The sequence below is a fragment of the Streptococcus sp. 1559 genome, assembly GCF_013276735.1.
Classification (GTDB): Bacteria; Bacillota; Bacilli; order Lactobacillales; family Streptococcaceae; genus Streptococcus; species Streptococcus pseudopneumoniae.
On the sequence record NZ_VMLO01000118.1, the window covers coordinates 1 to 12919 of the forward strand.

The window sequence follows — 12919 nt, forward strand, 5'->3', positions numbered from 1 at the left end:
CAAAAGCAAAATAATGCGCTCCTATAAAATGTAAATTGTTGAAACTAGGTTGTCATACTGTTTAGGAGTGACAGCCTAGGTTTTTTATAAACTATCAAGAAATCGGAGAAAATAATGGTAATTGAATTATACTCAATGAAAATCAAATAGCAAACTCGGAAGCTAGCCGCAGGTTGCTCAAAGCCCTGCTTTGAGGTTGTAGATGAAACTGACGAAGTCAGTCACATATATAATCCAAGGCGACGCTGACGTGGTTTGAAGAGATTTTCGAAGAGTATTAACTAATTTCTTCTTACCAATTCCACCATATCATACGGCAGGGTATTGGCAGCTTCCTTCAAGGAATAGTTCTCTAAGTTATTGACATTTTGTCGTAACTTCTTGGCATACTTGGTCGTAATCAATCGTTTTTCTTCGTATTCGAAAATCAACTTGCGCTCCAGATAATAGCCCCTCAGCATTTCATCGATATTGTTAGGCTTAACGCGATTGATAACCCGTTCGACAAAGGCACCACTGCTGATAATAGCTGTTTCTCGAAGACGAGACTCCTGCATAAAACTAATCAAAGAGCGTCTATAGACTCCCTTCAGGTTTTCCAAACTTTCAATAATCATCTCTGTATTGGCAAGATAGAGCTCTGCAATTTGGTCATAATCAAGAGCACGGAGACGGCTTTGCTCCTTGTCCTTCCAGCTACGGAAAGTCCTCCCGAGAGTAAAAACTTCATGAAGGAGAAAACGTAAAATCCGCAAAGAAACAAGGAAATAATAGGTTAGTCTTGAGGAAAGTTTACGATTGATTCCTTGTTCTATATTTTTCAGATAACGTTGGTAAACTCGGTAAGCACGATTGCTAATGTTCCCCTCTTCATAGGCCTGTTCCAAACCATCACTTTCAATACTAAGAATCAAGAGTTTCAAAGCAGCCCAGTCTTCTTGATCATCCTGGTTTTCTTGGCTTAAAATGAGATTTTCAATACGTCCATGGTAATTGTCAATAGCCGCATAGAGGGGAAGTTTATTTCTGGTGTCTTCCAACTCTTTTTCCAACTCTAGCGTTACTTCATTCAAAATGGCGATATGCATGAGATAATCCTTGCTTTCTTCCTCTTCATCAGAAAGATGAGGCAAGACCAAGAGACCTGTTAAAAAGCTGACAAGCGTCACACCTGCAACAAGGAAAAGCAAGAGAGGATACTCCTGTTCTAGATTACTTGGTATCAAGAGAATCGTAGCAATCGACACCGTTCCCTTAACACCTGAAAAGGTCAAGAGAAGCATGTCCTTCATATACTTATTTAGCTTTTTCTTGAGGCGTCGGGTTCTATAGGCATAATAGCCATAGATCATAATAAAACGAATGACAAAGAGGACAAAGGTAAGGGCTATAAGAGTTAGCAATAAAAGTAAGGGATTATAGATTGGATTGGTTAAGATAGGCTCTGCTATCATTTCCAGCTCCATCCCTAAAATCACAAAGACAGAACCGTTGAGCATAAAGGTCACTGTATGCCAGACCGTCTCGGTCACCGTATCCACTTGGGCTTCGAGGAGCGTGATTTTCTTGAAGCGACTTGCCTTTAAAATCCCAGCAACTACGACGGCAATAATCCCTGAAACGTGGACTTCTTCTGCCAGAAAGAAGGTCACAAGAGGCAAACTCAATTCTAATAAAAGTTCACTGGCAATATCCGTTGCGCGCACACTTAGCAAGAAGGTATGGAGTAAACGGTTGGTCATGGCTGTTAAAAATCCAATTAAAAAACCGCCTAGGATTGAAAAGATGAGCGAACTGCTAGCTTGCCCAAGAGAAAAAGCTCTAGTTGTCCAAGCTGTCAAAGCTACCTGAAAAGCCACCAAACCAGAAGCATCATTCAAGAGTCCTTCGCCCTTAAGAATATTGGACACGCGCTTAGGAAAGCTAAAACGCTCCGAAAGAGAGGCAAAGGCCACCAAGTCCGTAGGACCAAGGGCTGCCCCAACAGCCAAGCAGGCTGCCAAGGGAAGGCTGAACCAAAGAAGATAGGCCAAGCCCCCCAAACTCAGGGTCGAGATAAAAATCACTGGAAATATGAGATAAACAATGATTCGCCAGTGTTTTAAAATAGCCTTAACATCTGCTTCTTCAGCCTCTCGGAAAAGCAAGGGTCCGATAACCAGTGCCAAAAACAACTCCGTATTAAGGTGAAAGTCAGTATTGGGTAAAAAGAGACCAATCACAATTCCCAAAAGAATCTGCACCAAAGGGAGAGGCAAAAAGGGTAGGAGCTTATTGGTTGTACTTGAGACAATCAAGACCAGTAAAAATAGGATGAGGTAAATCAGTAATTCCACGCACGTCCTCCTTAATCTTTTTTACAACAGGATTCAAATATCTCCTTCTGCTCTTTGATTTTTTGGTCAATCTTGGAACAGTCTTTGTGCTCAATTTTTCTCTGGCACCGTTCCATTTCAAGAGCAACTAATTTTTTCTTGATTTTAAGCATTTTTTTGCTCATATGTGCTTGGTCTAGCACGCCCACCGATCGTTCGTGGTGGGTTGATTCAACAAAATTCTGGCGCATGGCATCCAGCTTTTCGTGTAGGTATTGTTTATCCATGTCTGTATCTCTCTAATTTTTCAATCATCACTAAAAACGGCGGGTTGTTGACTTGGTTTAAAGTTCGGTAAATGGCAGCTGTGTACTCTTGTTGGTTCAACTGGATTACAAAATCCAAGACAGCATCTCTCTCGAGGTCGCCTCCTTCATGACCATAGTAAATCATAATAGCAATTCGTCCACCTTTGACAAGTAAGCCACATAGCTTTTCTAATGCCTCAATCGTTGTCTGCGGTCGGGTGATGACAGACTTATCAGCTGACGGCAAATAGCCCAAATTAAAAATCCCTGCCTTAGCTTTTGTCACAAACTGGTCCAGTGTCTCATGGCCTTGCAAGATTAACTGGGCATTTGTCAAGCCAGCCTGATGCAAACGCTCTTGGGTCTTTTCCAAGGCTTGCTTCTGAATATCAAAGGCATAGACTTGCTTGGCTAGCTTGGCTAAAAAAAGCGTGTCATGACCATTTCCCATAGTCGCATCCACTACGACATCCTCTTTTGTCACGACCTCAGCCAAAAAATCATGTGCCATCTCAAGTGGTCTTTTCATTTTCAAACTCCTGTTTTACAGCCTTGCATCCTTGAACACTTCCACGACGTCGCATCTCCATCTCAATGCTGTTGAGAGCTTCCCATTTATTGAGGCTCCACATAGGCCCAAGCAGCATATCCCTAGGCGCATCTCCTGTAATTCTATGGATGACGATATGTTTGGGAATAATTTCCAGTTGGTCACAGATGACCCTGACATATTCGTCCTGACTCATCAATTGTAAACGTCCCTCATGGTAATCTCGTTGCATACGAGTATTTGTCATAAGATGGATCAAATGCAGTTTAATCCCTTGAATATCGTTATCCGTGACACAACGGCGGACATTTTCAACCATCATCTCATGGGTTTCACCAGGCAAACCATTGATCAAATGGGAAACAATCTCAATTTTTGGATACTTTCTCAAACGCTTGACCGTTTCCACCTACAATTCATAAGAATGCGCACGGTTAATCAGGTCAGAGGTTGCTTCATAAGTAGTTTGCAAGCCCAATTCAACCGTCACATGCATGCACTCCGATAACTCAGCCAAATATTCGATGGTTTCGTCTGGTAAACAGTCTGGGCGCGTTCCAATATTGATTCCTACCACACCTGGCTCATTGATAGCCTGTTCATAACGCTCTCGAATAACTTCCACCTTTTCATGGGTGTTGGTAAAATTTTGAAAATAAACCAGATACTTCTGAACATCTGGCCACTTACGGTGCATAAAGTCAATTTCCTTATAAAATTGCTCACGGATAGGCGCATCTGGGGCTACAATAGCATCTCCAGAACCTGAAACCGTACAAAAAGTACAGCCTCCATGAGCCACAGTTCCATCACGATTGGGACAGTCAAATCCCGCATCAATAGGGACTTTAAAAGTCTTTTCTCCAAAGAGTTTTCGATAATAATCATTCAAGGTATTATAAGATTTCATGACTTTCATTATAACAAAAATCACCCACAATCTCAAAAGCCTGACTTTCCTATAAATTCCTCTGTTTCTCGTTTCCATTAGCCTTTTTTTATGATACAATATGGGTATGATTTTAATGAAATTAGCATCTATTTTATTATTGATACTGACCTTAGTCGTCTGCATTATCCTAACCAAACTTTTTAGATTAAAAAAACTAGGACGAAACTTTGCGGATTTGTCTTTTCCAGTCTTGGTATTTGAGTATTACTTGATTACAGCTAAAACCTTTACCCATAATTTCCTCCCTAGACTGGGGCTAGCCCTCTCGTTCCTAGCCATTATTCTCGTCTTTTTCTTCCTTTTGAAAAAACGCAGCTTTTACTATCCTAAATTCATCAAATTCTTCTGGCGTGCAGGATTCTTATTAACCCTTATCATATATATAGAAATGATTGTTGAATTGTTCTTAATGAAATAGTCGAATCCCTAAGCATTTTCTAGGGATTTTTGCTTTCTCTACAAAATAGTATAGACAATAACACTATACAATTTTATACAAAGAAAAGAGTCTGGGACAATAGTCTCTTATCTCCAAAAAAAGCAACGGATTTGCCGTTGCTTTTTTTGCATGGTTACGATAGTCTTGGTAAAATAGAATTGCCCAATAAACCATTTAGAAAGGCTATCCCATGCATATTCACTATAACACAAATCAAACAACTTTACCACTAGAAATCAGTTCCTTCTTGCCACAAGACCATCTCGTCTTTACTATTGAAAAAGTGGTGAATACCTTGGAGGATTATCACTTCCACGCCTTCTATCATGCCTTTGGTCGCCCGTCTTATCACCCAAAAATGCTTGTATCTGCTCTTCTATTTGCCTATTCACAAGGGATTTTCTCTGGGCGAAAAATTGAAAAAATGATGATTGAAAATCTGGCTATGCAATACCTAACAGGGCAGTTGGTTGTCAGCTATCGCACCATCAATCGTTTTCGAGTCGCTGAAGGGATGGAAGACCTTATTTGTGATCTTTTCATCGACCTCAATCTTCGTTTAAAAATGGAAGAGTTAGTGACCTTAGATTGTCTGTTTATTGACGGAACTAAGATTGAAGCCAATGCCAACAAGTATAGTTTTGTGTGGAAGAAAACGACAGAGAAATTCTCCGCCAAACTTCAAGAACAGATACAGGTCTATTTTCAAGAAGAAATCACTCCCCTTCTGATTAAATATGCCATGTTTGACAAGGAACAGAAAAGAGGCTATAAACAGTCAGCTAGAAACTTAGCGAATTGGCACTATGATAACAAGGAGGATAGCTACACACATCCTGATGGCTGGTGCTATCGTTTTCACCATATCAAACATCAGAAAACACAGACAGACTTGCAACAGGAAATCAAGGTTTACTACGCCGACGAACCTGAATCAGCCCCTCAAAAGGGACTGTATATGAACGAAGGCTACCAAAACTTGAAAGTTAAAGAATGTCAGGCGCTTTTATCTCCCCAAGGTAGACAGATTTTCGCTCAACGCAAGATTGATGTGGAACCTGTCTTTGGGCAGATAAAGGCTTGTTTGGGTTACAAGAGATGTAATCTGAGAGGGATGCGTCAAGTGAGAATTGACATGGGATTGGTACTTATGGCCAATAACCTCCTAAAACATAGTGAAATGAAATAAGAACAGGACAAATCGATAAGGACAGTCAAATTGATTTCTAACAATGTTTTAGAAGTAGAAGTGTACTATTCTAGTTTCAATCTACTATACAATAAGAGAACGACTCAAAATTAAAAAGCTAGAGTTCCGCAATTGGAAATATCTAGCTTTTTTGTGGTTGAGAACTATTTTGTCTCAGGCTCTTTATCTTCTATTTAGGACAAGAGTTTTTCTTTGGTCTTTAATGATAAAGAAGGTATCAAAATTTCTAGTCTTCTTTTTTACCTTTAGTAACTACTAATCCTGCACTCAAACCTAGAAGAGCTAAACCTGCTGCTACTGCTGCTTGGCTTGCCGCACTACCTGTATTTGGTAACTGGGCTTTATTAGTTTGACTAGCTTCACTTGAATCAATTGGTTTTGTATCTGCTTTTTCTGACACTTGTGGTTTTTTAGCTTCTTGAGCTACTGGTTTGGTTCCAACCAAGATGATGCGGTCTGTCGGAGCTTCTACCACTTCACGGAGTTTTTCTTCCTTACTTCCATCAGGATTAATCGCTGTAAAGATACGTTCTTTACCAGTTTTTCCTTCTTGTTCTACACGAGTTTCACCTAGATACAGTGTTGAATCTTTTTTCTCAACTGTCTTGTATGCCAAATCTTTTTCAACAAATTCGAGTTTTGGAAGATCTTCTTGTACAGCAGCAACTGTCTTCTCAGAAACTGGTTTTTCCTTAGTCAAGTGGATACGGTATTCCTTGACTTGTTTTCCACTTTCTGAAACGAGGCGAACAAGTACTGGAAGGCTATCTTCTCCACTATCTACCACAGTTGAAGCTACTTGATTGTTTTCTTCAACTGAGACTTTTGGCCGTTGACCTTTATAGGTAATTTGATAGTCTTGACGATTTTCAGCGAAATCAGCAAGTTCTTTTCCATCTACAAGAATCTTTGATTGCGTACTTTCTTGAGGCAATTCACTCGGTGCAAGGAAGGTCAGCTCAATCATCGCAACACCGCTCTTATCTGCTTTACGCTCCATACGCCATCTCATAGCTTTGGCTTTGATAGCTTTGATAGCTTTAAATGTTACGTTGATTTCATCACCAGCTGCAATGTCTTTATCCGCACGATAAGGCACAGCTTCCCAATTTTCTGGATTGTTAAATGGATGTCCAGATTCGTAGGCTTGGTAGTTTGAATAGTAGGTAGGCACTTCAAAGTCTGGGCCGACATAACGTTCCAAAACAAGTTTAGATGGTGCATCTGTACCACTATCTACAAAGAACTGAACTTTTCCTTGTGCAACAGTCCGTTCTACAATCTTACCATTTTCACGGAAGATTACGCCTGCTGATACTTCTGGATTGGTAGACGGTCTTGCAGACCAGTTTGTCCAACGACGATTTTCTGAATGATCTCCGTCATTGAGATAATCCACACGGTCATGGGAGTTTCTATCAATATCGTTAGTGGCTGAAGCAAAGGCCTGGTTACTGTCTTCATCATACTCTGGGTTATCTGAAAGAGCTTCGCCTAGTTTGTCTGTCACTCGTACAGTGAACTCAGCAACAAGATCACTACCAAGGACATGGCCTCGAACGGTAAATTGACCTGCTTTTGTCAGATTTTCTGCTTGAACTTCTTCCCATTCAACTGACAAGTCTTTTGTTTCGTAGCCGTCTTTACCTGTGAAGTAAACTGGAACCTTAGTCGGCAATTCAAGTGCTTGACCTACTTGTACCAAGCGAGCTTGTTTAACCGCAGCAACTGGTTTATAAGAAAGTAAGTTCTTATCCTTAGTGAAGTGCAGACGGTATTCTCCTAAGATGTCGCCATTTTCAGCTTTCGCGATGACACGAACTGGCTCACCTTCACGAACGCTTGGAACGACGGTAGCGAGACCATTGTTGCTAACACTTGCTGTGACTGCCGGAACTTTTCCATCTACAGACTCAAGGTAGTAGTCTGTCAAATCAGGGTTGAAGTTTGCTAAGTCTTTGCCGTCAACTTGGATTCTTGTTTGTCCTTGTTTGGCTGCCGCAACTTGTTTCGCAAAGATTTGTACCTCTGTGATAGACGTTCCACGCTTGTTATCTGCTTTAACCATGCGAATACGAACAGCATAGGTTTCAACTTTATCAAAGCTAAAGTGGTTCATTTCTCCAGCCTTGAGTTTAGCAGGGGCTTTTAGATTAGTAACTGGTTTCCAGTTGGCAGAATCATTAAAGACATGGTCCTCATTACCAACAAAACTAGGGTTTTTAGGAGCTGTTGGGACAGTCTTGCCAACATAATACTCAATCACATAAGACTTCGGTGCACCAACTCCATGGTCTTCGTGGAATCCGACACTTAGATTATCAACGGAGCGTTTGCTCAAGATACCTGAATCTCCAAACAGAACACCGACTGAAGCTTCTGGATTACTACGATTCCAGTTTGTCCAACGATTGGCTGGTTGGTTATTGTAGGAAATGAGCTTGTCATTAACATTTGAAACTGGGTCGCTTGGATTTGAATCTGAAGCAAAGGCAAGTGGCAATTCTGAACCGGTCCATTGGTCAGAAATGTTTGCACCTTGCTCAGTTTGAGCAGATACGCGAACATGAAGTTTAGTTGTTAATCGCGTACCTTCTAAGCGACCATTAACTGTAAAGACACCTTCCTTAGCGTATTGCTCTGGACGAATCGCATCCCATGCAACCTTAGCTGATGAAACGTGACCATTTGAATCATATGTCCGAACGCTTTCTGGTAATTGTGGTGCTTCTGCGATTGGAGTTGTCACACTGACTTCTTCAACTGAAACGATACCTTCTACAGAGACTCTTGCACGCGCTTCAAGGTCAATTCCTTCAACTTTACCTAGTACTTCAAAGGTTTGATAGGAGTCTAGTTTTTCTTTCGGAATAGCTTGCCAAGTGACTTTGTGAGCTTTAGGGAAACCTTTGTCATACTCAACCGTTACTGTTGACGGAAGAGTAGGTTCTTGGTGTAAATCTGTCACTACATTTACTGGACGGATAGATTGCGCAATCTTCTTCTCAGTATTGGCCTGGATAGTGAGATCAACTTGGCCTTTAGCTCCCTCGTATTCCGCTTTGAGAGTGACTGCTCCTGGCTTATGTAACTCAAGCATTCCTTTACGAATTGCGACTTCCCCTTCACCACTTGTAGAGAAGGTTACTTTATCAGCTGGTAATACAGCTTGCGTTCCATCTTGATAGTGAGCTCGAACCGACAATTTGACAGTTTGGTCTTCTTTGAGACTGTCAGCTTTTTCCACTTGCAAGCTCAAGTGAGCAATTTTTGGTGCTTCTTCAAGGAATTGAATTGCATAGGTTTGAAGAGGGCCACCATCTTTAGGCTGAATAAAGATGCTCGCACGCATGCCGTTTGCTGCGCTTGCTTGAAGAACTGTCACATCAGCATTTTCAGCACTTGCTGTGACTTCTGGCAGTTGGGCACCATAAGATAGAGTACGATATTGCATTGGTTGTCGACTAGTAAGACCTGTTACTGCCTCACCTCCAACAGTAACAGTTGGCACTACAGGTGCTGCAGCATTTCCTTCTTCTACCACAAGGGTTGCATGAATTGGTTGACCTTCTAAATAACCGGTCGCTTGAATACGAGAACCTGGAATTGCTAACTTAACTTTATCTTCTTCGGCAATCTCCCACTTGTCCACTTCATACTCTTGTACACTTCCATCAGTCAAAACATAGGAAACAGATTTGTCTACAGAATTCAAGTTAGTATTTGGAGCAATACGTTTAACTGTTGGTAATTCTTTCGCAATTGCTAGAACTTCGACATGAGCCTCTACCTCACGTCCATTTGCTGTACCTTTAACAGTCACAACTCCTGCTTGACTAACATCGACTTGAGACCAAGTTACTGGAAGTTTTTCACGACTACCGTCGCTGTATACAAAACCTACTGTTTTCGGCATTTTTGGTTCTTTACCAATTAATGTACGAACTCTTGCTACTTCTGTCCCCAAAACAGTCTTCTCTTGTCCTTCTTTCTTACCAGTAAAGACGGTAACTTGGTCCGATTTCAAGAGATCTGAGTGGGCAGTCAGAGTGAATTTACCTGCTTGTTCAGTTGATTTAACGATGGCAACCCCTTTACCGTTAAAGGCTCTACGGATCCATGAACCATCTGCTTGCGCCTTATAGCGTTCTCGGCTGGCTTGTTCCCCATTATCGACACCGACTAGTTGACCTTGTCCATGCAATTGGAAACGAACCAAATTATTGGCAGTTGGTACAACATTTCCTTCACTGTCTACGATTTCGTAGTAGATGTAAGTCAAGTCTTTTCCATCTGCGGCGATGGCGTGTTCTTCCTTGACGAGGCGAACTCCTGCTGGTTGCCCTGCAGTGGTAATCTTGTCACGTGCAATTTCTTTTCCAGCTTCATCGCGAGCTACAGCTTCCAAGGTACCTGGTTGGTAAGCAACCTTCCACTCAAGATAGAGTTCCTTAGCATTCGCACCTTCTTGGTAGGTACGACCATCGCTGGTTTGTTTTTTGTTGAAGGTCTTAAGACCAAGAGATTTTCCATTCAAGAACAATTCTACACTAGAAGCATTCGAATAAGCACGAACTGGAATCTTACCTTCTGAGTCAGCTACTTTGGATGCTAATTCTTTGTTTTCCCAGTTCCAGTGAGGAAGAAGGTGTACCATCGGTTTCTTCTTAACAGAAACCCATTGGCTTTGGTAGAGATAGAAGTCATGTTTTGGAATGCCGGCTGTATCTACGATACCAAAGTAAGAGCTCTTAACAGGAGTTTGATTTTGGTTGTGCCATGGTGTAGGTTCACCAATATAGTCCGTACCTGTCCAGATAAACTGTCCAGCATAGCCAGCGTTGTCACGGTCAAAAGTCCATGAAGCGGTTGCTGTTTTCCCCCAACCCACACGATCATTCCCATAGTCAGACTGTTCATAATGACGCTCAGGTCCATTGCTATGTTTCAATTCACGTTCAGGGCGATAGTAACTTCCACGTGTACGGGTAGCTGAAGATGTTTCTGATCCATAAATCAACCATTTTGGATGCTTAGCTCTAAGGGCTTTGTAATTATCTTCAGAATAGTTAAATCCAACAGCATCGAGTTCATCAGCAATTTTCTCATGCCCTCCGCTACCATTACCGAAACGGAATTTATCTGCTCCCATGGTAACATAGCGAGTCTTATCAACATCCTTGATAACCTTGACCAAACGTTTAACAGTTGCTAAAGAGTGGGCATCACCATTAGCTTCACCTATTTCATTACCAATTGACCACATGAAGATAGCAGGGTTGTTTTTGCCTCTTTCGACCATGGTACGTAGGTCAAAATCAGACCATTTTTCACCTTTTCGAGCTTCTGGGTGAGTGGCATCTTTTTCAAAGAAACGTCCATAGTCATAAGGTTTCTTGCCACCATACCAAGTATCAAAGGCCTCTTCCTGAACGAGTAAACCTAGTTCTGCTGCGATTTGCAAGGTTTGCTCACTAGCAGGGTTGTGGGTTGTACGGATGGAGTTAACTCCCATCTCCTTCATTTGTTTGAGACGACGGTATTCTGCTTTATAGTTTTCTTCTGCTCCAAGCGCCCCATGGTCGTGGTGCAAGGATACTCCATGGAATTTAATACGTTCACCATTCAAAGAGAAACCTTCATTTGGAGTCCAGTGATAGTAACGGTAACCAAACAAATCCTTCTTAGCATCAACCAATTGACCGTCACGGTAAACACGCGTAATCAATTCGTACAAGGCAGGTTTGTCATTTAAAACGGTCCAGAGTTTTGGTCTTTCAACTTCTAAAATCGCATCTAGGCTTGTTGATTCATGTGCTTTTAAGGTACGGCTCTCTGTACGTACTAGACCTGTCACAGCCTGACCACCACGTTCAACGATTTGATATTCTGCTACAAGTTCATGGTCTTTGTCGTCCGTATTGACGATTTTGCTGGTCACATGAGTTTCAACCTTGCCATGTTGTTGTTCTTCAAGTTTTGGTGTTAAAATAGTTGTCCCATTTTTCTCAACATGCACCTTATCTGTCACTTGTAAAGTCACATCACGATAGATACCACTTCCTGAATACCAACGGCTACTTGGCTGTTTGTTGACTGCATGGACAGCAATCACATTCTCACGACCATCTTTGTTCAAATAGTTAGTGATATCATATGAAAATTGATTATAACCATTTGGATAATGCCCCACTAACTGACCATTGACATAAACTTGAGAATCCATGTAGACGCCATCAAAAGTAAGGCGAACATTTTTCTTGAGGTCTTTTTCATCTAGTTTGAAAGTCTTGCGATACCAAGCTTCCCCACCGTTAAGCTGTCCACCTTCATTTTGTGCAGGAGATTCATGATCGAAATCGTTAAAAATACTCCAGTCATACGGTAAATCCAATTTTTTCCACGTAGATACATCTGCATCCGGTTTAATGACTTCCTTAGAATTTGCATTGAGTTTAAAGTGCCAATTTTGATTAAAATCCACTTTCCTGTCTTCAATCATTTGATTCACTTCTTCATTTGTTACAGCTTTAGCATCTTCCCTAAGCGGTTTTTCTTGACTTGAAGCTTGTGATTCTATCTTTGGAGCTTTTTCTTCCGGTTTAGCAGACACTTTTTCCTCTTTTGGAGTTACGGCTTCATCTTCTTTCTTCTCAGATGCAATAGCCTCAGTTGAACTAGATTCACTTTGTTCTGTCCTTTCAACTACATTTTTAGTTTCCAAAGCTTTATCAGCCTTTTCTTCTACTATCGTTTTTTCCTCTTTAGGTTTCTCAGCAGTATGAGTAATAAGTGTTTCATCCGCATAAACTACAGATTCTCCAGCTATATTTCCTCCTAATAGAACTGCACAAGTCCCAATCATTACTGAGCAAGCTCCCACAGCAAACTTACGAATGCTATAAACTCTTTTCCGATTCCAATGGCCTTTCCCCATAAAACCCTCCTTATATTATATTTAGTGCAGTTAGCTACTGCCAAAGCCCAAGTGGTATACATTGTATGACAACCTAGTTTCAACAATTTACACTCTGTGAAAATCCAATTCAAACTTCGTCAGCGTCGCCTTGCCGTAGGTATGGTTACTGACTTCGTCAGTTTCATCTACAACCTCAAAACTGTGTTTTGAGCTGACTTCATCAGTT

Annotated in this window: 6 protein-coding genes and 1 pseudogene; 2 read left to right on the forward strand and 5 right to left on the reverse strand. The window is 41.3% G+C overall.

Annotation, left to right across the window (positions count from 1 at the left end; all coding sequences use genetic code 11):
• Positions 1-281 precede the first annotated feature (281 nt).
• From HT688_RS10970 to mnmL, 4 genes and pseudogenes are all read right to left on the reverse strand, one after another.
• Positions 282-2336, reverse strand: a complete 2055-nt coding sequence (locus HT688_RS10970) for a cation:proton antiporter domain-containing protein (RefSeq protein WP_172923795.1) — start codon at positions 2334-2336, stop codon at positions 282-284.
• Between the two features lie 11 nt (positions 2337-2347).
• A complete protein-coding gene (locus HT688_RS10975) occupies positions 2348-2602 on the reverse strand; it encodes a hypothetical protein (protein ID WP_000361076.1) in 255 nt (84 codons plus the stop codon).
• On the reverse strand, positions 2595-3152 hold the full coding sequence (gene mnmM / locus HT688_RS10980; RefSeq protein ID WP_000828435.1) for a tRNA 5-(aminomethyl)-2-thiouridylate-methyltransferase MnmM: 558 nt from the start codon (positions 3150-3152) through the stop codon (positions 2595-2597). The genes HT688_RS10975 and mnmM overlap by 8 nt, the downstream gene beginning before the upstream one ends.
• Positions 3136-4092 (reverse strand): annotated as a pseudogene (mnmL, locus tag HT688_RS10985) (tRNA modification radical SAM protein MnmL/YtqA). The gene mnmM and the pseudogene mnmL overlap by 17 nt, the downstream one beginning before the upstream one ends.
• Positions 4093-4183: 91 nt before the next feature.
• Here mnmL and HT688_RS10990 point away from each other — a divergent pair.
• Both HT688_RS10990 and HT688_RS10995 read left to right on the forward strand, forming a co-directional pair.
• Positions 4184-4543, forward strand: coding sequence for a DUF3397 domain-containing protein (locus tag HT688_RS10990; RefSeq protein WP_000525416.1), 360 nt, complete (start codon positions 4184-4186; stop codon positions 4541-4543).
• A 211-nt stretch (positions 4544-4754) separates the two neighbouring features.
• Positions 4755-5753, forward strand: a complete 999-nt coding sequence (locus HT688_RS10995) for a transposase (protein WP_000547416.1) — start codon at positions 4755-4757, stop codon at positions 5751-5753.
• A 247-nt stretch (positions 5754-6000) separates the two neighbouring features.
• Here the strand turns inward: HT688_RS10995 and bgaA are convergent, their stop codons facing one another.
• Complete coding sequence (gene bgaA, locus HT688_RS11000; protein ID WP_172923796.1) at positions 6001-12711, reverse strand: LPXTG-anchored adhesin/beta-galactosidase BgaA; 6711 nt, start codon at positions 12709-12711, stop codon at positions 6001-6003.
• Between the last annotated feature and the right edge of the window lie 208 nt (positions 12712-12919).

Coding starts and splice junctions, on each gene's coding strand:
- HT688_RS10975 (WP_000361076.1), bottom strand. CDS start 2,602: ATGGATAAACAATACCTACACGAAAAGCTGGATGCCATGCGCCAGAAT.
- mnmM (WP_000828435.1), bottom strand. CDS start 3,152: ATGAAAAGACCACTTGAGATGGCACATGATTTTTTGGCTGAGGTCGTG.
- HT688_RS10990 (WP_000525416.1), top strand. CDS start 4,184: ATGGGTATGATTTTAATGAAATTAGCATCTATTTTATTATTGATACTG.
- HT688_RS10995 (WP_000547416.1), top strand. CDS start 4,755: ATGCATATTCACTATAACACAAATCAAACAACTTTACCACTAGAAATC.
- bgaA (WP_172923796.1), bottom strand. CDS start 12,711: ATGGGGAAAGGCCATTGGAATCGGAAAAGAGTTTATAGCATTCGTAAG.